Source organism: Rhodococcus sp. OAS809 (assembly GCF_040546695.1).
Lineage (GTDB): Bacteria > Actinomycetota > Actinomycetes > Mycobacteriales > Mycobacteriaceae > Rhodococcus_F > Rhodococcus_F qingshengii.
This window is the reverse complement of sequence record NZ_JBEPOI010000001.1, coordinates 565,667-592,294: the sequence shown is the minus strand read 5'-3', so window position 1 is coordinate 592,294 and position 26,628 is coordinate 565,667. Positions and strand designations below refer to the sequence as shown.

Annotated in this window: 21 protein-coding genes and 2 pseudogenes; 3 read left to right on the top strand and 20 right to left on the bottom strand. The window is 59.9% G+C overall.

Annotated features, from left to right (window positions below):
• Positions 1-195: 195 nt before the first annotated feature.
• The 5 genes and pseudogenes from ABIE52_RS02765 to ABIE52_RS02750 form a co-directional block, all read right to left on the bottom strand.
• Positions 196-351 carry a hypothetical protein gene (locus tag ABIE52_RS02765; RefSeq protein WP_192713490.1) on the bottom strand — a complete coding sequence of 52 codons (156 nt, stop codon included), beginning with the start codon at positions 349-351 and terminating at the stop codon, positions 196-198.
• A 237-nt stretch (positions 352-588) separates the two neighbouring features.
• Positions 589-741: a hypothetical protein gene (locus tag ABIE52_RS02760; protein WP_192713489.1), complete on the bottom strand. Its 153-nt coding sequence runs from the start codon at positions 739-741 to the stop codon at positions 589-591.
• Positions 742-798: 57 nt separating this feature from the next.
• Positions 799-1,109: pseudogene (locus tag ABIE52_RS34000) on the bottom strand (PadR family transcriptional regulator).
• Positions 1,110-1,294: 185 nt separating this feature from the next.
• Positions 1,295-1,561 carry a hypothetical protein gene (locus ABIE52_RS02755; protein ID WP_315874042.1) on the bottom strand — a complete coding sequence of 89 codons (267 nt, stop codon included), beginning with the start codon at positions 1,559-1,561 and terminating at the stop codon, positions 1,295-1,297.
• Positions 1,543-2,235 (bottom strand): TetR/AcrR family transcriptional regulator, encoded by a 693-nt coding sequence (locus tag ABIE52_RS02750; RefSeq protein ID WP_192713488.1) that lies wholly within the window; start codon positions 2,233-2,235, stop codon positions 1,543-1,545. The genes ABIE52_RS02755 and ABIE52_RS02750 overlap by 19 nt, the downstream gene beginning before the upstream one ends.
• A 61-nt stretch (positions 2,236-2,296) precedes the next feature.
• Between ABIE52_RS02750 and ABIE52_RS02745 the strand changes: the two genes are divergently transcribed.
• Positions 2,297-3,853, top strand: coding sequence for an FAD-dependent monooxygenase (locus ABIE52_RS02745; RefSeq protein WP_192713487.1), 1,557 nt, complete (start codon positions 2,297-2,299; stop codon positions 3,851-3,853).
• Positions 3,854-3,938: 85 nt separating this feature from the next.
• Entirely contained in the window at positions 3,939-4,067 is a 129-nt protein-coding gene (locus tag ABIE52_RS02740) for an ATP-binding cassette domain-containing protein (RefSeq protein ID WP_354541427.1), read from the top strand.
• 547 nt (positions 4,068-4,614) lie between these two features.
• Here the strand turns inward: ABIE52_RS02740 and ABIE52_RS02735 are convergent.
• Together ABIE52_RS02735 and speB are read right to left on the bottom strand one after the other, a co-directional pair.
• Positions 4,615-5,316: pseudogene (locus ABIE52_RS02735) on the bottom strand (IS6 family transposase).
• Positions 5,317-5,445: 129 nt separating this feature from the next.
• Entirely contained in the window at positions 5,446-6,429 is a 984-nt protein-coding gene (speB, locus tag ABIE52_RS02730) for an agmatinase (protein ID WP_354541425.1), read from the bottom strand.
• Between the two features lie 317 nt (positions 6,430-6,746).
• On the opposite strand from speB, the gene ABIE52_RS02725 reads away from it, so the two are divergent.
• Positions 6,747-7,802 (top strand): serine hydrolase domain-containing protein, encoded by a 1,056-nt coding sequence (locus ABIE52_RS02725; RefSeq protein ID WP_192713486.1) that lies wholly within the window; start codon positions 6,747-6,749, stop codon positions 7,800-7,802.
• Between the two features lie 932 nt (positions 7,803-8,734).
• Here ABIE52_RS02725 and ABIE52_RS02720 read toward each other — a convergent pair.
• The 13 genes from ABIE52_RS02720 to ABIE52_RS02660 form a co-directional block, all read right to left on the bottom strand.
• Complete coding sequence (locus ABIE52_RS02720) at positions 8,735-8,866, bottom strand: hypothetical protein (RefSeq protein WP_354541424.1); 132 nt, start codon at positions 8,864-8,866, stop codon at positions 8,735-8,737.
• Between the two features lie 666 nt (positions 8,867-9,532).
• Positions 9,533-10,975 (bottom strand): aldehyde dehydrogenase family protein, encoded by a 1,443-nt coding sequence (locus ABIE52_RS02715; protein WP_192713485.1) that lies wholly within the window; start codon positions 10,973-10,975, stop codon positions 9,533-9,535.
• 31 nt (positions 10,976-11,006) lie between these two features.
• Positions 11,007-12,560: a GMC family oxidoreductase gene (locus tag ABIE52_RS02710; protein ID WP_192713484.1), complete on the bottom strand. Its 1,554-nt coding sequence runs from the start codon at positions 12,558-12,560 to the stop codon at positions 11,007-11,009.
• A gap of 694 nt (positions 12,561-13,254) precedes the next feature.
• Positions 13,255-14,607, bottom strand: a complete 1,353-nt coding sequence (locus tag ABIE52_RS02705; RefSeq protein ID WP_192713483.1) for a M20/M25/M40 family metallo-hydrolase — start codon at positions 14,605-14,607, stop codon at positions 13,255-13,257.
• A gap of 358 nt (positions 14,608-14,965) precedes the next feature.
• Positions 14,966-15,100: a hypothetical protein gene (locus ABIE52_RS02700; RefSeq protein WP_290287463.1), complete on the bottom strand. Its 135-nt coding sequence runs from the start codon at positions 15,098-15,100 to the stop codon at positions 14,966-14,968.
• A 235-nt stretch (positions 15,101-15,335) separates the two neighbouring features.
• Positions 15,336-15,779 carry an arginase family protein gene (locus ABIE52_RS02695; protein ID WP_192713482.1) on the bottom strand — a complete coding sequence of 148 codons (444 nt, stop codon included), beginning with the start codon at positions 15,777-15,779 and terminating at the stop codon, positions 15,336-15,338.
• 37 nt (positions 15,780-15,816) lie between these two features.
• A complete protein-coding gene (menC, locus tag ABIE52_RS02690) occupies positions 15,817-16,956 on the bottom strand; it encodes an o-succinylbenzoate synthase (protein WP_192713481.1) in 1,140 nt (379 codons plus the stop codon).
• Entirely contained in the window at positions 16,956-17,756 is an 801-nt protein-coding gene (locus tag ABIE52_RS02685) for a GNAT family N-acetyltransferase (RefSeq protein WP_192713480.1), read from the bottom strand. Before ABIE52_RS02685 ends, menC begins: the two co-directional genes overlap by 1 nt.
• Complete coding sequence (locus tag ABIE52_RS02680; protein WP_192713479.1) at positions 17,753-21,067, bottom strand: serine hydrolase; 3,315 nt, start codon at positions 21,065-21,067, stop codon at positions 17,753-17,755. The genes ABIE52_RS02685 and ABIE52_RS02680 overlap by 4 nt, the downstream gene beginning before the upstream one ends.
• Positions 21,064-21,864 (bottom strand): ABC transporter ATP-binding protein, encoded by an 801-nt coding sequence (locus tag ABIE52_RS02675; RefSeq protein WP_192713478.1) that lies wholly within the window; start codon positions 21,862-21,864, stop codon positions 21,064-21,066. The genes ABIE52_RS02680 and ABIE52_RS02675 overlap by 4 nt, the downstream gene beginning before the upstream one ends.
• The gene (locus ABIE52_RS02670; protein WP_192713477.1) at positions 21,857-23,734 is read right to left on the bottom strand and encodes a dipeptide/oligopeptide/nickel ABC transporter permease/ATP-binding protein; all 1,878 of its coding nucleotides are present in this window, start codon (positions 23,732-23,734) and stop codon (positions 21,857-21,859) included. The genes ABIE52_RS02675 and ABIE52_RS02670 overlap by 8 nt, the downstream gene beginning before the upstream one ends.
• Positions 23,734-24,762: an ABC transporter permease gene (locus tag ABIE52_RS02665; protein ID WP_192713476.1), complete on the bottom strand. Its 1,029-nt coding sequence runs from the start codon at positions 24,760-24,762 to the stop codon at positions 23,734-23,736. Before ABIE52_RS02665 ends, ABIE52_RS02670 begins: the two co-directional genes overlap by 1 nt.
• Positions 24,759-26,351 carry an ABC transporter substrate-binding protein gene (locus ABIE52_RS02660; RefSeq protein WP_192713475.1) on the bottom strand — a complete coding sequence of 531 codons (1,593 nt, stop codon included), beginning with the start codon at positions 26,349-26,351 and terminating at the stop codon, positions 24,759-24,761. Before ABIE52_RS02660 ends, ABIE52_RS02665 begins: the two co-directional genes overlap by 4 nt.
• Between the last annotated feature and the right edge of the window lie 277 nt (positions 26,352-26,628).

Here is a 26,628-nt window from a genome sequence, read left to right as displayed (position 1 = left end):
GAACCGATCACTCGGTTCGGTGGCCACGACTCAGCCCTTCGGCGTACCTCTCGGGCACCGCCTCGTCCGCTGAAGACATAACAGAGCCCACCCACGCAGCTTCGGGGCCAACCAACTCGGCCCAGTTTATTCGGCCCATCACGCCGTATGAAACAGCAAAAGACGCCCCCCGAATCCCGGTAGGGGCGCCCTTTTTTACAGAACGGCAAAGCCGCTTCGTGTGAAGATAGTGGCGCCGAACTGGCTGATTCCGTTGTACTGAACCTTCACCCTGTCCCAGGCGGTCAACGGGTAGCCGGCTGCAGTTCCGCCGCGAACGTCATAACCCCCGATATCGGAACTGTTATTCACCACATTGCCATTCACGAGGATCCGGATTGCAGACCTACCGTCCGAGCGACAGTTCACATTGGCCGTGAGGATGGCGCGCGGATGACTCTTCTAAACCACGGAGGAAGAGCCATCCATGACGGTGCCGGATTAGGCGTAAACACGAGGTCGGACCGTCCCACGGGCGGAGTCTGATCAACTTCGGCGCCGCCGATAGCCACGAGCTGATCCTCCGCCGAGATTCGCCGTACTGGCGTACTACCTAATCGCCAATGCGTCCGCATAGACGTTGCCCCGCCCCGCCCCCGCCGCTCGCACTCGTGTAGCACCGGCGCTCGGCGGAATCGGATGCGTCGCGCTGGCAGCATTCTTGCCGACCGCATCCCTCACCATCGGCATCGGCGTACTCACGACCGGTACGCTCATCTACGCCGCATGCCAGAGGACCACGAAACCTGTTCGGTGAGATCAGTTCTCAGGCCACGACGAGCCGAGCACTTCACGTGCCAATTCCGCCAAAGACACACGGCCCTCGACCAGCGCTACCTCACCAGCCGGGGTGGCGGGTACACACGACGCGAACGACCTTCGGAGAAAACAAAATTCGGATTCGAGAAGTCCGCTGACTTCGAGACGGCGCAATGCCGGATACAAGGTACCGGGCTGATCTTGTAGCCGTGATGCGCGAGCTCTTCCGACATTCAGCCCCCGTAAATCGATTCCTGCGCAGCGTGAGGAAGGATGTGAAGCCGCACAGCGGCCCGCTGAAGTTCTTTCATCACCCCCCTTCGGATATCGATATCGAACCCCGATAGTACTTAGCTCAAACCTTAGGCCCGATTCCGGACAGATCTCGCAATCGCGGGACAGTTACGACGTGCCTGAATGCCAATTGTCTTGGAAAGGGCCATCTATACGAGATGCATTCGGGCGAAGTGCACCTTCACGTTTGAACGTCACTGTCTCACTTGGCTTGACACATAGCGGGGTAGTAGCCCATGAATCCAAGCAGCTCACCGAGCGATTCCGCTGCCTTGTACTCCGACATCAGTCCGGGGTCGCGGGCGAGGGTGGCCGCGACACACGCCGCTACCATTTTCGGTGGAGTCTTGCGAGCGAGCAACGTGCTGCGCGGGAACTCTCGGCGGACGGTGGTCACGGACTCGGCCTGCTGGTTCAGCTCGCGGACTCGTCGCCGTCCCCGCTTGTCCTTCACTTCCCGCTCGCGCACTGCCCGAACCGCCTCGACATGGCCGTTTCCCCTGCCACCCGCAGGCCAGCGACGGCGACACCTAGCCCGAACTCAAACTGCCCGGTCGAGTCCGGCGTCGTGAGAAAAGTGAGTACGGTAGATAGGTGAGGAAAGTCGCCTTCCTCAATCGCCGTTTCCAGCGGCGTTGGATCCGGCCCATCGAGCACAGCTTGCTCTTCCAATGTATGCCCGGTAGTGAATCGGATAATCATCATGGCTGCATCGGCCGAATCACTTTCACTAAAGCCGGCCTCGATCAGTATCCCGATGAACATATCGGCATATCCGAGCGTATTCGGCCCAATTGCATGGGTGCCTGCATAGACTCGCGCCCCGTCGCGGTGCGCGAGTAGACCGATACGCATACGTCGCGCAAGCTCTTGCACCTTCTCTGGCCACTCCCCTCGCGGAACAGGATCCACGCACCCCTCCAGCATCCGCTCCGCCATCGCCGCGAGAAGCGACTGCTTCGTCGGGAAGTATCGGTAGAGCGCGCCCACTTGCGCGTCCATCGCGTGCGCGACACGACGCATCGTCAACCCGTCGAGTCCGTGTTCATCCAGGAGACGCAGCGCAGCATCGACCGTTGCCGCGGCGGAGAGACGAGGGGTCCGCCCACGGTTTGCAGTGTTGGCCATTGACTGTTTCTTCATGAGGACTCATTATAGTGAACATCGTTCACGTGAACGGTGTTCACTAATTGGAGGTAGATAGATGCTTGATGTCGCCGTCATCGGAGCCGGACCTACAGGACTGATGCTCGCGAGCGAGCTCGCCTTGGCTGGGGTGGACGTAGAGGTCTATGAGCGCCGGAGAGAACCGCAAAAACAATCACGCGCCTTGACCCTGCACCCTCGCAGCATCGAAATCATGGACCTTCGCGGATACGCGGATCGCTTCCTCGACAACCGAACTACTTTTCCCAGCTGGCATTTCGCCGGATTGGACACCCGGCTGGACTTCTCCGAGTTCAGCTCACGCCACCCGTATACGCTTTCAATCCCTCAATCCGAAACGGAAACGCTACTGTCGGAGCGTGTGTCTCAGTTGGGCGTACCAGTCCATCGCGACCGCGAAGTGACACGGCTGCACGACGGTCGCGAGAGCATGGAGGTGGTTTTCGCGGACCGCGCCCAGACAAGTGTCCATGCCCGATACGTCGTGGGATGCGACGGTAGTCGTAGTGTCGTGCGCAAGAGCGCATCAATCACATTTGATGGCACAGACGAGACGTTCACCGGCATCCTCGGCGACTTTGCATCAGTCGATTCGAACTCCATCGCGCATGCGCGTAGCCACGGGGTTTTGGTCGTACCGCTCGAAAACGGTTTGACTCGGTTCGTCCTATCGGCGCCAGACCGAATGCGCGTCTCGTCATCCGAACCCGTGACTGTCGAAGAAGTCCGCCAAGCATTGATTTCTTTGTGCGGGAACGATTGCGGGGTCGCGGACGCACATTGGCTCTCACGCTTTGGAAACGCAACCCGTCTCGCAGGGCAATACCGGTCCGGGCGGGTGTTCCTGGCTGGAGACGCGGCGCACATTCATTTCCCCGCCGCAGGACAAGGCCTGAATGCCGGACTCCAGGATGCTTTCAACCTCGGATGGAAACTAGCCGCCGAAATCCATGGATGGGCACCAACAGGCCTTCTTGACACGTATCAGCACGAGCGCCGTCAGGTCGGCCAAATGTTGACCGACAACACCCAAGTGCAGACCCTACTTCTCGAATTGGCCTTGATACCTCAATATGCACCTCCCCTCGCCGCACTACGCTCCCTATTTGATCGAATGCTCAATAGTCGTGAGATCAATCATCAACTCGCAGGAGAGATCTCCGGCCTGAGTACCACTTACATCGACCCCGCAGGCGACCCTCTGGTCGGGCGACGAGTAATCGACTTAGCGCTTAGCACCCCCGATGGGTCCGTCACCCGAGTGGCCGATCTGATGCACAGCGGAAGATTTCTGCTACTGGACTTCACAGGAGCTCAGTCCGACGAGTGGGCCGACCACGTCACGACCCCAGTCCTCACAGATTTCGAACGGCACCCCGAATACGAAGCCGTACACGAGATACTCATCCGCCCTGATGGGCACATCGCATGGGTAGGGCGCGCCGCGGATCCGATCATGCGACGGAGCGAGCGACGGAGAGCCCTGTCCGACTGGATCGGGCAATGCAGAACGGAAAGGGAGTCCTGGACACCTCACATAAAACTGGCCACCTCCACGGATCTTCATCATCGACCGAAGGAACCGACACGATGAGCAATCCGCCCGCCGCCGCCCCCTGATCGCCACCAATCTCCGCAAGTCCTTCCACATCGGAAGGCGCCAACCGGCGATCACCGCCGTGGACGTCGTCTCCTTCACCATCGGCCACGGGGAATCCCTGGGGTTGGTCGGCGAGTCAGGGTCGGGCAAGTCCACCATCGCCCGCATCGTCGCCGGACTCGAGCGCTCTGTCGAAAATAACTCGTAGACATTGTGTTCGGACGAAACTCTGCGGTGTGCACTTGCGCTGTGCGAAGGACCTCGACGCGGTGTGCGTTCACGCTGCGCACCGGAAAAGGTGATTGCCGAGCCGGTCACACTTCTCGCACTTTCCGCCGTCCAAAGCCCGTACCCGCTACTGCTCGGGCACTCGCAAGGACCGTCACAGTGTGTGAGCGTCTCGGCAACCACCGCTTCAGGAAGGCGTGGGCCGCCCCGTATCCACAGGCCTTGTAACCCCGTAACCCCGGCCCCCTGCGCCGTCAGAGCTGGCCGCGACAGCCATCACGTTCGTCCGCCTACAGAGGGGAGCGTCGAGTGTCTCGAGCGCAGGCAACGGAATCGACAGGAAACTCTCCACCCCGAACCACCAGGCCCCGGAAGCCAGACCCGGCCACCGCTCACTCGCAGTCTTGCGGTCCGCCACCACGATCTGCTCACTCTCCGCGGCCTCGATACACCGCCCCCCCAAGGACGTTGTCAAGTTGTTTGGTGTGCAACTGTTTTCGGCAGGACGCCACCACGCCGAGCGGTGTTCAGGCAGTGAGGGCCTGTTCGGTGAGCTGATCCCACACCTGAAATCGAGCGGCGATTTCGGTGCGGTGATCGGTGGCAGTCATACGGCGCCTCGGCGGGCAGAAGTGCGGGGAAGTCCGACTGAACGAGGACAGAAACCTCTGCGCTGAACCGACGGAGCGGAATCCTTTCATCGCGCGTTCACGTGGCCGGGTCGATTGACGGAAGTTCTCGCACCGATTATTCAAGTACTTGTTTGCCGGTGCTCAGTTGTTGACATCGTCTTCCGGTGCGCGACCTGGCAACTGGGAAGTTGTCGGTGACCAGCACCCGCGGCGGGTGGCCTTGTTTCTCCAGTAGTTTCCTGAAGAAACAAGGCCCCAGCCTTGCCGTCCCGCTTGTCCTGGATCAATATGTCGAGGACGTTGCCGTGCTGATCGACTGCCCGCCACAAGTACTTTCGGACTCCACTGATCTTGACGAACACTTCGTCGACGTGCCACTTGCCGCCAGGTCGGGGTGCTCCCCCGCAGCCGGCGGACGAACTCGGGCCCGAACCGGCACACCAGGAGCGGACTGTCTCGTACGACACCGCTATTCCACGGGCGGCCACGAGCAACTCGATCTCGGAACGAGAGAGTGAACCGGCGATGCAGCCATACGCAGTGGGAAATGATCTGGCGCGGGAATCGGTAGCCCTTGTACGTCGACGACACCACCACACCATCCCAGATCAGGCGATCTCAACAACTTGACAGTGCCTCTGAGGGCCTATCCAGAACAGAGCATGGGAGCGAAATATATTGCTGGGCAGTCAGTCCGACCACTCAGCACATTCGACCGTGGCGTTCTCACCGCTTTTTCGCGAAGAGAGCCAGTAGATCGAAAATCGCTCCGGCAGCTGCCAACGCAGTAAGTTGCGCGTGGTCGTAGGCGGGCGAAACCTCGACGACATCTGCTCCGATAATCGGCAATCCTGCAAGCCCGTGCAGGAGCAGCTGAAGCTCGCGAGTAGTCAGGCCACCCGGTTCCGGAGTTCCCGTTGCGGGAGCGCATGCGGGGTCGAGAACATCGATGTCGATACTGACGTACACGGGCAAGTCAGCGACCCTTTCGCGGACCCGCCCAATGGCTTCGTCGATACCACGGCGAGCGATTTCCAATGTTGTTACCGTCGAAAAACCCAGGCGCCGATCGTCTTCTAAGTCACTGGCAGCGGGAAGTGAGTTTCGAATGCCGATGTGGGCGCAATGCCCGAGGGCGAGGAGGCCTTCCTCTGATGCCCGCCGAAATGGCGTGCCGTGCACAATTTGGGCTCCGAACATGCTGTCCCAGGTGTCAAAGTGAGCATCGAAGTGAATCAGCGCGATCGGGCCGTGGTGCGCGTGGGCGGCGCGCAGCAGGGGCAACGCAATGGTGTGGTCACCGCCGAGCGCAATGATGTTATCGGCCTTGTCGTACAAGCCCCGCGCTGCGCTTTCAATTTGGTTAATGGCCTCCGCTATGTCGAACGGGGTGACGCCGACATCGCCCGCATCTGCCACTTGCAGTTCAGTCCATGGCTCGATATCGAGTCCAACATGATAGGGCCGCAACAGTTTTGAACCGGCCCTGATTGACTCGGGACCGAAGCGTGCACCGGGACGATAGGTGGTCCCTGTGTCGAACGGGATGCCCAGCAATGCGATGTCGGCACGGCCAACTTCATCCAGGCGCGGCAAACGGGCAAATGTCGAGGGACCGGCAAACCGTGGGAGCTGCAAAAGTGCATCTGGCGGTCCGATGATGCCGGCGCGATGTTCCGCTCGTTCGCTGGCGGTAGTCTCGTCACGCAAAATGATCCGTCTCCTTCGGTGATGCCCACTGACAGCTGCGATTTAGCTGCGCCCTGGGTTGAATACTCCAATCATAGAAATAGATTCGATCGCCCCCCATCGGTCAATCGCCCAATGCAGCATCACATTCTTTGGCATTATGGCCAATGCAAGCCAATCTGAATCTCGGCATCGTATGGGCAGTGCTCGTCATCCAGCTCCATTGCACGGGTGAATTCACGGTCTGCATGTGCGCGGTCGGGAGGCGTTGGATGCCAGCAACCTCAATTGACGCAATATCGGCCAGACGCGATCCATTACGAACCTAGGGAACAGACATGAAACTCGTAGCAGGGGAAAATTACGCACAATCCGAGAGCACGACATCTCTTGGGTTTGATGTTCTTGCTTCTGCCCTCGACGCCGAACGCCGAAGACTATCGATCCCTGGCGCCGTGGTACACCTCAGCACGCCTGAACTAGGTTCGTGGACGCAGTCATTCGGCGTCGCTGATATCGAAACAAGTACGCCGATGACCAACGACAGCATAATGCGGGTCGGCAGCGTGACCAAGATGATCGTGGCTACGATCGCCCTTCAGCTTGTCGAGGCCGGCGGCTTTCATCTCGACGACACAGTCCACTCGATTCTCCCCGAGCTTTCGATAGATCCAGCGGTCACGGTGAAACAGCTCCTCAACATGACATCTGGTCTTCCCGATTACACTTCCGACGAATTCGTCGACGCTCTACTGGCAGCGCCATCTCGAGTGTGGACCCCTGAAGGGCTACTCGAAGTTGCCTTTGAGAGTGAACAGCATTTCGCGGCTGGCACGGCCTTCGAATACTGCAACACCAATTACATAATTCTCGGATTATTGATCGAGCATCTCACAGGCACCGACATCGCAGATATCGCGCAGACGACCATCTTTGGTCCTCTGGGAATGAACAGCACTGCGCTCCCCCCGCTAACCGATAAGGCAACGAAGCTGGGTAGCGCCGACCTGCGTGGATACCATCGGCACAACGACGAGTTTATCGATGCAACTGACGTGAATCCGTCGTGGGCGTGGACCGCTGGCAACGCCGTGTCGACAGCTGACGATCTGAGTGTATTCGTGGGCGCGTTAGTGCGGGGCGATCTGCTGACTGCAAGTCTCCAGCGTGAACGCCTGCGATCTGTGCCCGTTATCGACAACGTCCGCTATGGCCTTGGGATCGCGGACTTCGATGGGATGTGGGGCCATAATGGCGAGCTACCTGGATTTCAGTCGTTTGCAGGGCACGATCCGACTACAAGCACGACCCTGGTGGTTCTCACGAACGTCGACGACAAGTCAGCCGATCAGCTGGCAACTTTCCTGCGTTCGCAACTTGATTCGCCGCACTGAGATTCTCATTCTGGCAGACCGGGCCTTCCGACAACGAGCGCTTATTCCTGCAAAACTGATACAACGCATGGATGGCGCGCTCGGGACCGCACCATCACCATCCACCACGATCCGTCGATAACACGGGCCGAAATCGTTTGAGGAATCGACAGTCTCGAATCATGGATCGTCAATTGTGAAGGCTTTAGAGCAGCAGCTCGATCTCCAGGGACTTTCTACGCACGCGAGCAGATGTTCGGGACCTGAAGCAATCCCATCGACGGGCACACGGTGCGCACTCCGTTCCTCGGAAAGTTCTTTCCGTCTGTCCTGACAGCCATCAGGCGTCCAGCCTCAAGCAGGTCAAAAAAACTTGGCTGTACGGGTACGGTCGACTGAGCACTGAGCCGTACCGGGTTTTTGCCGCTTTCCGAGGATGCTGTGCAACCGGGCGAGTATTGAACCAGTTGACCCACCCCATCGTGACAAACTCGATGTCGTCGATTGACATGATCGGCACGTCAGGAACGGACTTCGCGTGGAGGAGGCCGCGGACTGAATACGCCGATCGCCGGCTCCGCCAACGCGTTGTCGCGCGCGTCTCCAGTACTGCCGATCGCGGCGACAATTGATGTGCATTGACTGCCTGCATCGCTGTGATGAATCAACCCGTCGGCCACGGCATGTCCGCTGAAGTTCCGGCGCCATAACGCCATATTCAGCTCGGTCGTGGCCGTTTGTCGTGTCTTAAACGGGCTACGTATGCCTGTAATTATCGGGCTACGTATGGCAGTCGACGATCACTCGGGAGAAGCAGTAGATCACGAACGCAACGTACACAAATCTCGCCCAGGTACGACAGTAGGAGACGTCGGTAGCCCACTGATGGTTCGGCGCCTGGGCGGTAGAGTTCCGATCGGTCCGGGTCCGGACAGGCCCTCGACGAACATGAGTCAATCGAGGGTGCAAGATGCGACCTGGTGACCACTGCGTCGCAGATGGGCGGTCATCTTGCGCCGCCCGTAGAGCCCTTCCGCTGTGTCGACGGTGTGCAGTAGTGCGCCTGTCAGGTGCGTACTGGTCACGACCCGCTCCGACAGCGGAGCGGTTCTCCAGTTCAGGTTTTTGCACGGGGCGACCTGCATTCCCGGTGCGGTGAGCACTCGGCAGATCGACTCGACCTTGTACTTCCGTGCACGCATCTGATCGATGAACGGGCAGATCAATGGTGGAGAGTCAATTTCCCTCGCGAAAAAAGTTGCAGCCTTTAGGATTTCGTTGGCTTCCTCGAAATCTCGTGTCTCTCGCGGTAGGACCTTGATACGCTGCTGCTCATCGGATGTGGTTCCGGGCAGCTACATGGTGTCGCTCTGGGGGCCGGCTTGGCCAACTCCGGAGCGATTCCGGGCCGATACCGAGTCTTCGGCCCGGTGGTCTGACCGGCAGCGTAGAGCGACCGGTACCCGTAGGTGGTCGAAGGACCATCTTCGCCGCTCGCTCACGCTGCTCGGCCGAGTAGCGCTTGAGCATGAACTGCATCCCTGGCAAGAAACGAAGCGGAATCCAGCCCGGGACGGTTCACACTGGTTCTTTCTGCTTCTAGACCCACGGTGTTGCTTCTAGACCCACGGTGCTGCTTCTAGACCCACGGTTACGAAACGCTCACGGTGAACGAATGAAGCGAGCACACCGAGAACATCGGCTCGCGGCGCAATCTTCCGCAGCTAACCGAGGTCTCGACTTGACCACGCTTAGTTATCGGATATCACTGTCGGCGCAGTAACCGATGCATAGATCATCGAACAAGGACGTGTTGCCGCGTCAAATGATGCCAAGCCTCCTGTAGCACCAACACCACTGAGCCCCCAAGGCTCGCAGGTCATGCCAACTCCCCCGCTCTGCCATTCATTGATCCAGACTATGGCAGCGTTGATCCGGGCACAGAGCGCCACGTTTTCCTGGCTTTTCGAGTACACCGTGCACGCCAACCCGAAACCTGTTCCGTTCGCGAGGGTGATGGCTTCCTCGAACGAATCAACAACGGTAATGGGGGCAACAGGCCCGAATGTTTCTTCGTTCATGATGCGCATGTCCGAAGTGGCGTCGGTAAGGACTGTCGCTGGGTAGAAGTACCCCGGCCTGTCCGGTAACTGCCCACCCGCCAACACCTTCGCTCCATGCGCTACCGCATCGAGCACATGAGTGTGGACGATTTCTCGCTGGGCGTTGTCCACCAGTGGCCCTAGCCCGTATCCCGTTGGTTCGTCGATCATCGCGAAAGCCTCGGTTTCGGCGACGAGAGCGTCGATGAAGTCCTTTGCAATTGCCCTGTGAACGTAGATACGTTCGGACGAGGTGCAGATCTGTCCGCTGTTGATGAACGTAGACATCGCCACTGCTTTTGCAGTGGCCACGACGTCTATGTCGCTGTCGACGATCACTGGGTCGTTTCCACCCAACTCCAGGATCGATCGTTGTAGCCGCTTGGCAGCCGCGACGCCAACCGATCTGCCTGCTTCGACTGATCCTGTGAAATGCACCAATGCGACCGCCTCGTGCTCGACCAACGGTCGACCTGCTCGCGCATCTCCGTGGAGAAGGTTGACTGTCCCCGGAGGTACATCAAACAATTCGACAAGTCTCGCTGCAGACAAGGGTGCTTTCTCCGACGGTTTGATCACGACCGTATTGCCGGCTGCGAGGAGCGGGCCGATGCTCGCGAGAATTGATGTCACGGAGAAGTTCCACGGGATGATGAGAGCCACGACGCCCAGTGGTCGCCGTGTAACGATGGTTCGATCAGGTTCACCGAAGGCAGTGACATCGGCAACGAATGGGTACTTTCTGGCCTGCTCCACGCTCGATCGCAGTGCACTGATTCCGCTGGTGACGAACTGTTCGGCGATAGGGATCGGCTTACCCATCTCGTCGCTCTCGAGTTCCGCGAGCTCGCGGATGTGTCCGTCGATGACATCCGCTGTGCGGCTCAGATACTGAAGTCGTTCTTCGAGATCGACTGCGGCCCAAGCTTCCTGCGCATATCGCGCCGACTTGACTACGGCGTCAGCATCGGCCGCCGAACCAGCCGGCATACGTGCGATCACGTGTTCGGTAAAGGGATTGACGACGTCAAAGACTGTGGAGTCCAACGGCTCAGCCGCCTTACCGTCGATCACGTTATGCAGATACTTCATGGGAGAGTTCCTAAGGTCGCGGGATGTGAAGTCAGCTCAGCTTGTTGGCCATGTGCTCGCCCGCCATGACGCATGTCAGATGTGTGTTAGCTCGCGGTACGAAAGGGAAAATGGATGCATCCACGACGTGCAACCCTTGCAAACCCAGAACTCTGCATTCTGGATCGACAACTGTGCCTTCATCATCCGGATTTCCCATAGGACATGTGCTGCTGGCGTGTTGGGTATCGACGGCATGGTCTCGCAGATAGCTGCGCAGGCCGCTCTCAGGTCCGTCAAGGGCAACACGCAGAGCGCGATTGACCCGCCACAGGTCGCCGTCGGTTATCTTTCGGAAGGTGTCGTGTTCCACCATTTCACCGAGAGACCGTATCGCAGTGAGCAAGCGCTCTAAATCTCGGTCGTCCGAGAGCATGTTCAGCTCCACCCGCGGTTGTCGAGTCGGGTCACTACTCTGGAGCTGCAAGCGGCCACGGGAGTAGGTCCTGTTCACGAAAACGCCCACGGCGCCCGCTCCCGCCCTGACATCGGCCGATGCCATCGCGAGTGCGTTTTGGTTCAAGGAGACCATCATCATGTCGTTTCCGTCGGCGACCAGGCCGCTCGAGTAACGCACACAGCAGTTGCTGTGCCTGTCATTAGGACCTGCAGACGCAGCGGCAGTCAGGGGCAGACCGATAAGAGCCATCGGATGATCTTGAAGGGACCGGCCGACCGGCAAGTCGACGCGGACATCGATACCGAGTTCCTCAAGGTCGACGGCAGGTCCGATACCCGATCGCATCAGAATCGAGGGCGATGCAGTGGCCCCGGCACTGAGCACGATTCGATCCCCGCGGTAGGTGCGACCGTTGTCCAGTTGCACACCAATCGCCCGAGTGCCCTCGAAGAGGATTTTGTCCACCAAACTGCCGCCACAGATGGTGAGCAGGGAGTTCTGGCGAAGCGGCTCCAGATAAGCATCGTTGCAGGAGATTCGGCGGTGATCACGGGAATTGATCGGATAGGGAGAAACCCCAGTTGCGCCCGGCGCGTTGACATCCGGCGCCCACCCGTAGCCCGAGTCGACCGCGACTTCACGGAGCGCGTTGTCCACTGAACCCCACGCCGATGCCGGAGCCCGATAGATCGGGATCGGCCCTGTCCGCCCGTGATAGTCGTCGTCACCGAATTCGGAATCCGACTCGAGAGCGACGAAAGACGCCATCACTTCCGTCGACGACCATCCCGAACAACCCAGCCTGACCCATTCGTCAAAATCCTCGACCGGAGGCCTAATTGCTATCTGCCCGTTGATAGTTGAGCTTCCACCCACCCCCTTACCCCGCCAATAGAGGCTGGGTTCTTGGGATGCGGTGCGACTGGCCAGGTGGTCCGCCCAAAGGAAGTCCGCGACGTTTGCACCCACAATTGCTGCCGCAGGATTGGGTGATCTCCATTCTTCTGGGAGCTCGGATGAAGAGTAGTTCCTACCTGCTTCGAGTAACAGGGCCTTCTGTCCCCGTTCGGCCAGACGGGCTCCCAGCGCAGCGCCGGAGGAGCCTGCACCGACGACGATGACGTCGTAGCACGGTTGCGTTGTCATCAATTCTCATCTTTCACTCAACTGAGTTGTTCACACCGCCATCTGGCTTCGCAAGACCGTTGAGCGGACCGGCGGCCGTGAGAGAAGCACTCTGGCGAAGGACGATTCCTACCACCTGGTGGAGCCATCAACTCCGCAGTGTGGATGGTGGCTTCGGTGAGAGCAGCAGGATTAGTTCGACACCTGCCCGGCCCTCTGGGATGGATACCGTTCCGTCCTTCATTACGACCGGATCGGTGATGTCCTGCTCACGAGCGGATTGGGATCCCCGGGGTCAGAGTCGACAGCCACGGAGAAAGCGCCATCGACGGCGAAGTCCCGTGGCCCTTTGTTCCCCCCTGATCCACTGCACGCCGCGAGTGCCGGCCCGGCCAGCACAAACGCCGCCAGAGCAATACATCGCTGGTTCATGAGAAGTCCACCTTGAGTTGGAAGCGAGGTTGTCACGTCAGGTCTCTAGATTCGTCGTTTACCTCACACCCCTCATCGTCCATACGTCCAAACAAAACCGCTCAACCGTCGGACCATTGAACTAGTCGGAAATCGACGGATGCGCGACCGCCCAGCTTGTCGACGTGGCAGACTTAAAACTCCCTCTCAACGCATGGTTCGTACGGATCGTGCGCCATGCGAATCCTTTCTGCGACAAGAGAGCTCGATGTGCGTCGAGCTCACGGATCTATCTACGTGCTCGTCAGGAATTGAGCAGGAAATGTTCCAGAACACGTGTCCCGAACAGTAGTGCGTCCACCGGAACTCGCTCGTCGACGCCGTGGAACAGCGCGCTGAAATCCAGCTCGGGCGGCAACTGCAAAGGTGCGAAGCCGAAGCAGCGAATGCCCAGTTTCGCGAATGCCTTCGCGTCGGTTCCGCCGGAGAGCATGTACGGAACTGTGCGAGCCTCCGGATCGTGGGCGAGGATCGCCTCGTTCATGGCGTCTACGAGGTGGCCGTCGAACGTTGTTTCGTACGAATCCAGCTTGGTGATCCACTCGCGGGTCACGTCGGGACCGATCAGTTGGTCCACCGTGCGCTCGAATTCGGCCTGCCGTCCCGGCAGCACGCGGCAGTCGAAGACCGCCTCGGCAGTCTGCGGAATGACGTTCGCCTTGTATCCGGCCTTGAGCATCGTCGGGTTCGCCGTGTCACGGAACGTCGCCCCGATGATGTTGGCGATCGTCCCCAACTTCGCGAGAGTCCCGTCGATGTCGGGTGATCCCGGATCGAAGTCCAATCCGGTCTCCTCGCCGACGGCGGTCAGGAACTCCGCGACCGAATCCGAGATCACGATCGGGAACTGATGAGCAGCAAGCCTCGAGACCGCGCCGGCGAGTGTCGCGACCGCGTTGTCGTCGTGCAGGTAGGAGCCGTGTCCGGCGCGTCCCTTGGCAGTCAGACGCATCCAACCGAGGCCCTTTTCCGCAGTCCCCACGAGGTAGAGCCGGCGGTCGGTTCCGTCAGGCCGCGGAACCGTCAGCGAGAAACCGCCCACCTCACCCACGGCCTCGGTCACTCCCTCGAACAGATCCGGGCGGTGCTCGACCAGCCACTGGCATCCGTACTTTCCGCCCGCTTCCTCGTCCGCCACGAAAGCGAACACCAGATCACGCGGCGGTACGACGCCTTCCGCCTTGAACTGTCTGGCCAGGGCCAGGATCATCCCGACCATGTCCTTCATGTCCACGGCGCCGCGCCCCCAGACGTAACCGTCCTGGACGGTGCCGGCAAAGGGATGGACGCTCCAGTCGGCGGGCTCGGCCGGAACTACGTCGAGGTGACCGTGAAGCATCAACGCACCACGACCCGACTCAGCTCCCTTCAAACGAGCAAAGACATTTCCTCGGCCGGGTGCTCCGGACTCGACGTATTCCGTCTCGTAACCGACTTCTTGAAGCTGCGCGGCAACCCACTCCGCGCACGCACGCTCCCCCTTGGTGGTTTCGAGTTCTCCCGTGTTCGAGGTGTCGAAGCGGATGAGAGAACTGACCAGTTCGACTACTTCTGCTTCGGCTCTGCTCGGATTCGGATTATCCGGGGTTGAGGTCATTCCACTTTCCTACCATCTCCTAGCACTGCAATGAACGAGACATGTTAAATATCAATAGGTTTGGCGTCACATGGCCTCCCTAAATGAACTTCAAGGTGAGCACTTGACGCAACCAATACTGATTCCATCTATGCCAGAATCCTCAGAGTTCTCTACGAAGCTCCCGAACGACAGCGATCGTGCTGGCCGACATGTCCAGCGAAAAACACCGCAGCTGCTTCGGGACGATCTCCGAAGCAGCTGCGGAAACAGCCCAACACCAATCGCCTAAGCACCGTGAAGTCGAAGCAAAGGAGAACACACTCACGATCGTTGAGAGTGCCCCTCCACCAGGCGAAGTGAGATAGTCAAGAACCGGCTACGATCCGGCCCCCGTACCGAGAAATGTTGCAAGCCCTGCCACGCCGGCGATTCCACCGAGTATCGCAGCAAGTGCACCTGCGACCGTGATGACGCTGTTCAGTGCATTCAGATCGTTGTCGGATGAACTCATAGTTGTCTCCTGGGATGTCGTTACGAAATTGCGCCGAATTGCGGAGTATTGCGCACATCACAATACGCACTCACAGCGCTCATAATCAAGCTCGATAGGTCTAATTATATTGCGGCACAACAGAATTAACCATTTTTACTGTGACACAGTTTCTGGCATGTCAACACCACCGATCGACAGAGCGAACCAGTCGCGGCACATCGATCACGTCACATCAGTCGCCCTGATGCATCGGTTACACCAGGGCGACTGATGTTCGCTGAGTTCGGAGGGAACACGAGGGGAACGCAATGGCGTGACCACCACCGAGCTTGATTATGCTGTCGGCCTTGTCGTACAAACTTCGCACTGCTGTTTCGATCTGGCCGACAGCCTCTGTTGTATCAAAAGGGGTGACGCCGATATCGCCCGCATCCGCCACTTGCAATTCCGTCCACGGTTCGACGCCGAGCCCGATACGGGAAGGGCGCAGTAGCTTTGATTTCGATCGGATCGATTCGGGTCCGAGTCGCGCCGCAGTACGATGGCGCCGCGCAGTGCGATGATCTGTAACGGTGTCAAATGGGATATCCAGCAATACGATCGGCATGCTCGACGTCATCCAAGCGCGGCAAACCGCAATCATTGCGAAAGCCTCGGCTTCACCGACGAGAGCATGGTGAAACTCGTCGGTGATCACACGGTCTGCGGTACCGGCCTCTAGCGAAGAGCAATTCTTACCGCCGGGGTGGAGCCGTCAACTCCGCAGTGTGGATGGTGGCTTCGGTGAGAGCTGCAGGATTGGGCTCGACACCGATGCCCGGCCCCCCTGGGATGGACACCGTTCCGTCCTTCATCACGATCGGGTCGGTGATGTCCTGCTTGTAGAAACGATCGGAGCCAGAAATATCGCCAGGCAGGGTGAAGCCAGGGAGCCCAGCCAGTGCAGCATTGGCAGCCCGGCCGATTCCCGTCTCGAGCATGCCTCCGCACCAAACCCCAATGCCGTTCGCGACAGCGAGATCGTGGATGCGCGTAGCCTCCAGATATCCCCCTACTCGGCCGGGCTTGATGTTGATCACGCTCGCGGCACCTAACGCAATCGCATCAGCAGCCGACTGCACCGACACGATCGACTCGTCGAGGCAGATAGGAGTCGAGAGTTGGCGAGCCAAAAGTGCGTGTTGGCGGAGGTCTTCCTCGGCGAGAGGTTGCTCGATCAGCAGCAAATTGAAGGGGTCGAGCTCGCGCAGGAGGGGCGCGTCTGAGAGGAGGTATGCGGCGTTCGCATCCACCTGGAGTGGGATGTCGCCGAAGCGTTCCCTCACAGCCCTGACAGGTTCGACGTCCCAGCCCGGACGGATTTTGAGTTTGACGCGCGCGTAACCCTGATCGACGAAGTCCCCGACGAGATCGAGCAGGGCAGGAATAGATTCCTCGATGCCGACGCTGACGCCGGAAGGGACTACGTCACGTGTGACGCCGAGGTGCTGAGCGAAGGATACGTCCTGTAATCGGAGTTGCGCGTCGAGGACCGCCATTTCCAGGGCTCCCTTGGCCATGCGGTGTCCCACCACATGGCCGACTGCCGTGTTCACCGTCTGTGCCGTGATCGGATTGCCTGCGGCCTGCCAATCGAAGAGCAATGGGACAAGGAATCTCTGTAGTGCCTCCCGTGCACCGTCGAGGTACTCCGGAGAATAGAACGGATCGGCGAGTGCAACGCACTCCCCCCATCCGATCACCGTGCGACCGTTATCGGAGGCGGTTGCCCGCACGAGGAGCGGAAATCGCTCGGTCTGAGTGGAAAACGATGTAGTGAACGGCTGCACCAAAGGCATTCGAACCGTGATCAATTCGACGCGATCAATTCGCATCAGTCTTTTCTCCTCATGTAATAGTGGCCTGCGCGATCGAAATCGACAACGCTCCAGCCTTCCCGAAATAGTCCGGCGAGCACTCGACGTAGCGCCAGGCGCCACTCGGCCGCACGCGCGGGAGCCTCGCGGCGAACCGCCTCGATGTCCGACGGAATCTGGACGCGACAACGACTCTCATGGACAGCATTTTCCAACTGCAGGTGCGGATGGCCGGCGACTGATCGTAGAACCACCGGCCCAGGATCGCCGACGGTTCGAACGACTTCCTGATCGAGTCGCCACACCGCCATCAGGCGATCGCTGCGCTGACCCTGATTGACGGTGTCGTCCATTACTCCGTAGAAGTCTGGAAGGTAGTCGTCGATCTGGCAGCCGAGTTTGTGGATGTTGAAGTACGCGTTCCTGGCGACCAAGGGGTCGTAGGTCCAGGTCGCCCGTGTCACGCCGCGTTGGAGGCACCACGCACGCTGGTGAAACTTGAGTGCATTGCCTACTCCGGTGCCCACTACGTCTGCACGAACACCGGCAATGTGCGAGTGCAGCGCCAGTTTCGTAGGAGGGTAGAAGAATCCGACACAGGCTGCGACGAGCGCACTGCCCTGATAGGCGCCCGCGACATAGTTGTCGGAGTGTGCAAGGGCGGTAAGCAGTTCCGGACTGACATGCGAATACGCGCTGTCAACCTGCCAGACCTGTGCGACGAGCTCTGAGGCAGCTGTCATCTCTGACGGATCGCTCAACAGCCGAAGCTGTACATCGGTAGAGCCGGCGACGCGAGCCTTCTCCACCCCGGTCACGCGGGTACCTCCACCATGAAACGGGAGCCGAGGTACACGCCGCCCGGGACCATGCGGAGCTGCTCCCAACCAGCGAGGTTCGACGCCGTGTACGCGTAAACCCCAGCCGTATTCGACGCATGCAACTGCGTTGTCATCACGTCTTCCTTGCCATCGCGTAAGAGGTCAAGGCGATCTGTCATCGTCAGCTCAAGCCCTTTGTCGCCTGGCTTGACTTCGACACGGTTCCCGGCGTTCTCCCATATGCCCTCCAGTGGTTCCGGTGGAAGAGATCGATCGGGGCGGAGTTGTTCGGGCAAAATGCTGCCGTCGATCGAGGATGCAGCTTCGGCGAAAAGCTCGGCATAGAGTCCGTCAGGCTGACCGCCCGAAGTCAGTAGGGCAATCGCGTAGTTCGTACCGGGGAAAAGGCGGAGATACGCTCGCTGTCCGATCGTTCCGCCGTTGTGCCCGTACACCGTTGTGCCGTGCCAGTCTTCGAGGAACCAGCCCAGCCCCCAGCCGCTGGCTGTGAATGAGCTTTCCCGCAGATCGATCTGCTCGGTTGTCATCAATCGGGCACTCTCGGCTGACAACACGCGTGCAGTGTCCCGTACTGCCCCGCCGCGCAATGCGGTCTTCGCGAATGTCAGCAGATCGCCGATGCTCGACGTGATGAGCCCTGCCGGTCCCATGGATCGAACGATCGACCACGCCGGCACCGGGCTACACGTCTCACCGAACCCGCTGTGTCCGGTGGCCACGGCGAACCTCGGTGCATCCTCGCTCCGCGTGATGGTGTGTTCGAGACCCATCGGTTCGATCAAGTATTTCTGCAAGGCATCATCCCATGACATCCCGCGCAATATCTCGACAATCCGTCCTGCCACGACGAAACCTGCGTTGCAGTATGAGAATCGAGCGCCAGGCGTGTGGATATAGCCAACGGATTGCAACTTCTCGACATATCTCTCGACACAGTCATCGCCTCGGCCCGTGTCGATGAATGCATCGCCATCGATACCGCTGGTGTGGTCGAGCAGTTCGCGCACCGTCACCGAGGGCGCTGGGTCTCCCTCCAACCTGAAGTCCTGCAAGATCGTCCGCACCGGTACATCAAGATCGAGCAGTCCTTCGTCGACGAGCTGCATGATCAGCATCGTCGTCCAGACTTTGGTAATCGACCCGATCTGGAAGATGGCGTCGTCCGTCACCGGTTCCTGAGTCGAGGTGTTCAGAACTCCGGAGCTGACGATGACTCGATCGAACACCGACCCCTCGTTATCGAGTTGGACGATGCCGAATTGTGCTCCGGCGACTCCATAGCGTTCTCGAAGGAGGTCCAACCGGTAGCGCCAGTACCCCTCTCCGCGGGGGGCAGGGGATGACGCTGCCGGCCTTGGTGCTGCGCGAGTGTACTGCTCTACCCACTCGACCAGACGAGCGTGGTAGTCCAGGCGGTGCTCGATCGGTCCATCCGCGATGAAGAGATGGTCGCATCCGGGATAGACCACAAGCCGACTCGGCACCCCTTGCACTCGCAGGGCCGAGAACCACTCCTGAGCCTGCCCGACAGGGCAGGTTTCGTCGTTCTCTCCATGTAGAACCAAGGTGGGCGTCGTCACGCGTTCAACATTCGTGATGGGTGACATTTCGGCGAGCCGCACGATATCAGTCGGCGCGGCACCGGCCGTTGCCTTCGCGAAGAACCCTTCGGGGAGGAGTCGTTGTGCAGCGATGGACACGAATTCGCACAGGAGGCCCCCGGCGACGGCCGCTGCGAACCTGTCAGTGTGCGAGGTCAGGGCGCAGGTCGCGAGACCGCCGTAGCTGTACCCCGTCACAGCGATCTTGTCGGCATCCACGAGCCCTTCGGTCACGAGCTGATCAAGGGGCTCGAGGAAGTCAGCGAGGTCGGCACGTCCCCACTCACCATCGAGTGCTCGAAGAAACTCCTCGCCGTATCCGTCCGACCCCCGCGAGTTGAGGGTGAGCACCCGCCATCCGCGCGCAGCGAGAAGCTGCTGATACAAATGGATTTCGTCGGCGACACCTGCCCACGCGTTGTGTGGTCCACCATGTATGTCAAGCAGAAGCGGAGCAGGACCGGTGGTAGCGGCTCCGCCAAGAAGCCACCCATGGATCGTAGTCCCGTCACTGATCTCGAACTGCCTCGGTTCGGGGCGGTGCAACTCGACGCCGGGAAGGCTCTGGTCCATCAGAGAGGTAAGCACCCGGCGCTTGCCGCTGGGGAGGTCGACTAATGCAACCTCGGCGAACGACTGTGGTGTAGTCACGACGACAGCAGCGCGGGGGGCACGTGAGGCCACCGACAGGCCGGAGATCACGCAGTGAGGTTCGGCGACGATCGGCCGCTGGCCACCTCCGTCCAGGTCGGCGCCATATAGATGTGTCCAGCCGCGATCGCGGAGGCAAAAGATGATGTCTTCGCCCTCCGGGGTCAGCGCTGGCCTGCCGCCTGGGTATCCGGTCGCTCCTGGCATCACATTGCGGTCAAGCCCGCCGCTGAGATCGGTGTCATCGCGGCCGTCCCGGAAAAGTCGCAGAAGTCGCGCGTGCCCGACCGTCATCGTCGGAGAACCCACCGCAATGATCGACTCCCCGTCAGGGGCCCACATCGCTGGGCCTGTGATCCCGGTAGCGTGACCGAAACACACAGCGGGCGCCATCGGATCGTCCACATCGACTGCGTAGACGCGGCATTCCATATCGACGTCCGATCGAGCTTCCATGGCTGCGGTGAAGGCGAGTCGCGTTCCGTCCGGCGACCAGACAGGATCGCTGGCGTCCCATTCCCCGTCCGTGATCTGTCGGGTACATGCGGATTCCAGGTCCAGTACAAACAGATGGCGGCGGATGCGACCGATCCACCCGACACCGTCGGCCTTCTGGTCGAGAGTGTCCACGACGATCGGGGCAGCGTTTCCTTCCTGTCCGCGGTCAACGTGCGCGGCGAAAGCGAGTTGAGTTCCATCCGGACTCATCGCACCCGCACCGACTCCCAGCGGGAGTCTTGTCAGTTGCACCGCTTCTCCGGTCTGTGGAAGCAGGTGTAGTTGCGGTGCTCCGTCGATATCTCTGAGGAAGAGGACGTCGTCCTGAGAAGTCATACGAGGCGCTCGGTCGGTGGGTCCTTGTGTCAGGGGCCGCGGTGCACGGTCCTCGGTCACCAGCCATAGCGAGGTCTCAGTGCGGTCTTCAACCGTGTGTCGCTGAGTAAAGACGACAGCAGTTCCGTCCGCTGTGATTGCAGTCTCCGGGACTGTGACAATCTTTCGTGCCTCTTCGAGGCTGAACGGGCGGGCGGTCATGAACTGGCTCCTTCATCGAAGAGAGGGATCCCTATCCGGGGGATGGCACTGATGAGCTGCCGGGTATAGGGATGTTGGGGATCGTCGATCACGTGTGTTGCAAGTCCCGCCTCGACGACCTCTCCGTCTTTCATCACGGCCACTTCTTCGCACAGTTGCCGGACCACGGCGAGGTTGTGACTGATGAACAGGACCGTCAGGTTGAGGCTTCGTTGCACACGCATCAAGAGGTTGAGGACCGTTCCCTGCACGGAAACATCGAGCGCCGAAGTGATTTCGTCAGCGAGCAAGACTCGGGGTTCGGCGGCGAGCGCCCGGGCAATCGCGACTCGTTGGCGCTGACCGCCAGACAGCTGCATGGGTAGGTCACGTGATTTGGCGGGGTCGAGTTCCACGAGTTCGAGGAGGTTCGTGACCTCGATACGACGCTGCGCGCGATCGCGCCGAGCGAATTTCCCTCGGACGGAGAGGGCCTCGTCGATCGAGGCACCGACTGACATCCTCGGATTCAGGCAAGAATTCGCGTCCTGGAATATCATCTGGATATCTCTACGTAGTGCTGCTGCGGAGCCTCGGGCCTTGACGATGTCGATGCCGTCGATGAGTATCCGCCCCGCATAGGGCTCTTGGAGGCCGACCGCCGCACGCGCCAGCGTCGATTTTCCCGAGCCGGACTCTCCCACGAGACCGACGGTACGGCCTGCAGGGACAGTCAAATTAACGCCACGCACTGCCTCGTGCGCAGCGCTTCCGGTCCCGTACTTGATCCGGATGTTTTCGAAGACAAGGTCAGTCATGACAGCGCCCTTCGGAGGTATCGGGAAAATCGGCATTCTCATCGATCGTGGCGAACTCGGAGCCCGGAGTGGCGTCCATGTGCGGTACGGCCGCCACGAGAGCCCGTGTGTACGGGTGCCGGGCGCGTCCGCTTGCGAGATCTTCGGCACTCAGAGTCTCCACAATCTCTCCGCGATACATGACTAGAACTCGCGTGCAGAACGCACCAATCAGAGTGATGTCGTGGGATACGAGCATGATCGCCGTCCCATTCTCCTGATTAACCCGTTGCAGTAACTCCATGACATCGCGCTGAACCGTGACATCGAGCGCGGTGGTTGGCTCGTCAGCGATGATCAGCGCCGGCTCACCCATCAGGCCCATTGCGATCATGGCGCGTTGCCTCATCCCACCCGAAAACTGGTGCGGGTATTGGCGGGCACGACGGGAGGGGTCGGGGATTTTGACGGCGGCGATTCGATCGATTGCGCGCCGATTCGCTTGTTTCCGCTTAAGCCCGCCGTGAAGAAGCGAGATCTCGGCGACTTGAGTGCCGACGTGCAGCGCGGGGTTGAGCGAGGTAGACGGGTCCTGGAAGACGAATGCCATCCGTGTACCTAGCATCTTCGCCATGGCTTTGGAACGAAGCCGACCAGGAAGTTTGCCGTCGATCGCGAACTCGTTGTCGTCGAAGCGCACCGACGAAGCGGTGACATGAAGTGGCTCCTCCAAGAGCGACGCAACTGCCATGCAGGTCAGTGATTTTCCTGAACCGGACTCGCCGACAACTCCGAGGATTTCTCCACGCCCGATGTCGAAACTGACGCCGCGGACGGGTTCAACCCAGCTGTTCCCGCGTGGCGCTTCCACGTGGAGATCACGTACGGAGAGAACGGAATCACCACTCACCTGCAGCGGTAGGGCCGCCTGTTTCGATTGCCTGCTCGACTTCCGTCGGCTACGCCCGGACGGACTGTGGAGACCGAATGTGCGAGCGAGTACCTCGCCCCAAAGGGCGAACGTGAGGCCGGCAAAGACGATCGCCGCGCCGATGCCGAGAGAAGCTACCGGATTCACGTAGATCGAGCCCAGACTCTCGTTGAGCATTCGTCCCCAGTCGTACTGAGGTGCCTGCACGCCTAGCCCCAAGAAGGAGAGTCCCGTCGCTGCGACAAGTGCACTGCCTGCACTGATGCTCACGTTGACGATGAGCGGATCCCGAATATTGGGCAGTACATGCCGCCGCAGGATCGTCAGTCGACCGACGCCAAGGATGCGAGCGGCGGCCACATAGTCGCGCCCTGCTACCGCCGCGCCCAAAGTCTGGGTGAGACGGGCGTAGGAGGGTGCCATGGCCAACCCGATGGCGAGGATGACACCTCCGACACCGACACCGAGAATGATCGAGGCGACGATTGCGAGCAAAAGTGCCGGAAAAGCAAGTGCGACAGCGATAATGCCGTTGATCAGACGCCCTATCCTTAGCGGTGCGACGATCGGGAGCAATCCGAAAAATACGCCGACAGACACCCCGAAGACGGCGGCCGCAAGGGCGGTAACTACTGACAATTGCGCGGCGCTCAGCAACCGTGACAGGACATCTCGCCCACCTGCGTCTGTGCCGAGTAAATGCTCTGCGCTCGGCGGCGCGGACAATAAGCTCAGATCGGCTTCACCAGCAGATTCGCCCCACAGGAGTGGACCGAAGGCCACGAAGAAAGCGACTACCAGCAGGGCAATGGACGCTGCGACACCGAGAGGAGATCGCAGTGTCGAAAGAAAGTAAGTTCGGCGGTTATCGGAACGAAACGTCTTGTCGTCGAAGACAGGTGGCGTTGGTGTGTCAGAAGAAATTTCTGAATCGGGAAGGGTGGTGTTGACGGGCGCCATCAGGTGTCCTTCAGCGCGGTACGCGGGTCGAGGCTGACCAGGATGATGTCGATCAGCAGATTGGAAATCAAAACGATCAGGCCGTAAACGATGACGATCCCCTGAGCTAGCGGGTAGTCCTTACTCCGCACCGAATCGATGATCGTCAGACCAAGGCCGGGCCAGGAGAAGATCGTTTCCACCAGTACGGTTCCTGCGATAAGAGATCCGAGAACGATGCCACCGATGGTGAGCGACGCGGTCAACAGGTTCGGCAGTGCATGACGTAAATACATCCGCAAGGGCGTCATCCGCTTTGCGCGCGCTGTTCGGATGTAATCCTGCTCGAACACGGTGAGCGCTTCGACGCGAACGATTCGCGACATACCTGCACTCACGCCGATAGAAAGCGCGAGGACAGGAAGTATGTACGAACTCGCGTCCCCCCGCCCGGCGACGGGAAGCAGTTGACTTTGAACCGCGAACAAGTAAACCAGTCCCACTCCGATCAGGAATTCGGGGACAACTGTCAACAGGCCCGTAACAGATGTGAACGCAAGGTCGACACCTCGTCGCCGCCCTCCTCGGGTGAGCGCAGCGATGACGATGCCAAGAGGAACCGACACGACGAGGACAACGGCCAGCGACAAGAACGCGAGTTCAAGAGTCGCGGGTAGACGCTGCTCGATGATGGTCGAGACCGGCATGCGGAGCGAAAAGGAATCGCCGAGGTTCCACGTCAGCAAGCCTTTCCAGAAGTTGAAGTACTGCAACCAGATTGGATCGTTCAGCCCGAGGCTCTCGCGGCGCGCCTCGACGATTGCAGGTGTCGCGTTGGTTCCGAGCGCGTTGCGAACCGGATCCCCAGGGATGAGCCGGACCATCAAGAACGCCATTGTCACGAGTGCTACTACGGACCACCAGAGCCGCAGGATACGGCGTGCGATGAATGACCCTAGTGGGCTCGTCGCGGCAATCCTTCGACCGGAAGGTGCTGACGGCTGTTCGGCTATGTTCGTCAGCAGGGTAGTAGTCGGCCCGGTACTCATTTCAGGACCCGAATTGCCGAACCTGGCAATATTCCTCCAGCGGGTTGAGATACCGACTCTGCGCCGTTGAAGTACATTTTGAAGGGCGTGACGGAAACGGGGATGAGGTCAACACTCTTGAAGAGCGCCTCTTCCGCCTTGGCCCATTCTCCGCATGCGGCGTCACCGGTCAAGCCCACAGCCAACGCGGCGTGGCGTGCGTAATCGTCATTGCGGATCGAGGCGAAGTTGGTGCCCTCCGGCGCAGTGGGCCCTGTCAGGTATTGAGGAAAGACCCCGGGAGCTCCTGACTGCAGGTTCAATCCAAGCGTGGCGGTCCATCTGCTCGGATCCTCACTCGAGAACGTGCTACTGATCACGTAGCTCTCATCACCGCCCTGGAGTGTTACCTCGGCGCCGAGGCTTTTCCACTGTTTCGCGACGTACTCTGCGGCAGCGCTACGTGTGTCGGTGCTGTTGTCGTAAACGAGTGTGATTTGAAGGGCTTTACCGTCTTTGGTCCGGACTCCGCCCGCCCCTGAGGTGTATCCGGCAGCCTCCAAGGTTCGGGCGGCGGCCTCGCCGTCATATGTAGGTAAGGTTCCCTCGACCGAGTTGTAGGTGCACAGGCTTGGTTCCTCGGTCAGCAGCGATGATGCCCGCTCCCCCTTGCCGCCGGTGAGTACATTGGTGAGTGTGTCGAGATCGATCGCCTGCGTCAAAGCAGTGCGCACCTCGGTCGCCGCAGTAGGGAGACCCTCCAGATGGTTGTAGGTGATCATCCCCGAAATCGCCGGCGAGGGTTGCCAATCCAGCTGGGACAGACGAGCCTCATCGTTACCAGAGACCATGGCCGCGTTGAGCTGACCGGAGAGAAGCAAGTTAGCCCGAGTCGAAGGACTAGGGACAATCTTGATCGTTACCGTCTTGGGCATTCCCGGGGTGCTTGAGGTGCTGTCCTTCGGCCCCCAGGTGTAGCCGTCCCTGCGAGTCAACGTAATCGAGTCACCCGCGACGATCTTGTCGATCACGAATGGGCCGGTGCCGTCGCTTCCCGCCGAGACCGATGTCGGATCTGCGAGCGCTCCCTCGCAAACCATTTGTTGGCCGCCGAGATCGTAGAGCATGGACGACCGGGGCTTCGTGGTCGTCACCTTGAGCACATTTCCCTCTGCTGTAACTGTTGCGTCCGACGGCACGACGGACTCCAGGCGTGGAGACTGATTGACGGGATCGAGAATCCAGTTGAGATTGTCAGCTGCCGTTTGCGCGGTGAACGACGTGCCGTCCGCACACGTGATGTCATTGCGCAACGTGTATGTGACTTCGCTCGGACTCTCGGTCCAGCTTTCGGCCAGGAAGGGTTGCGGTTCGCTCGTCTTGGTGTCCAAGGAAATCAACGTGTCGTAGGAGTACATCCCTACGATCTGTGCGTTGACGAGGTTGGTCACGAGCGGATTGAGATCACCGGGGTCGGAGTCGACAGCGACGGAGAAAGCGCCATCGACGGCGAAGTCCCGTGGCCCTTTGTTCCCCCCTGATCCACTGCACGCCGCGAGTGCCGGCCCGGCCAGCACAAGCGCCGCCAGAGCAATACATCGCTGGTTCATGAGAAGTCCACCTTGAGTTGGAAGCGAGGTTGTCACGTCAGGTCTCTAGATTCGTCGTTTACCTCACACCCCTCATCGTCCATTCGTCCAAACAAAACCGCTCTACCGTCGGACCATTGAACTAGTAGCCGAATCGACATGGAACCAGACGCCGGACTGAGCAAGAGTCAGACGTGCACCACGGCCCCGGCACGGTGTCCACCCCATGGTGCGGTTCACACCGGCAACCGCGCTCCCCTGAGTGAATGCGTGGGTACCGCCAACGGACGTTCGAACG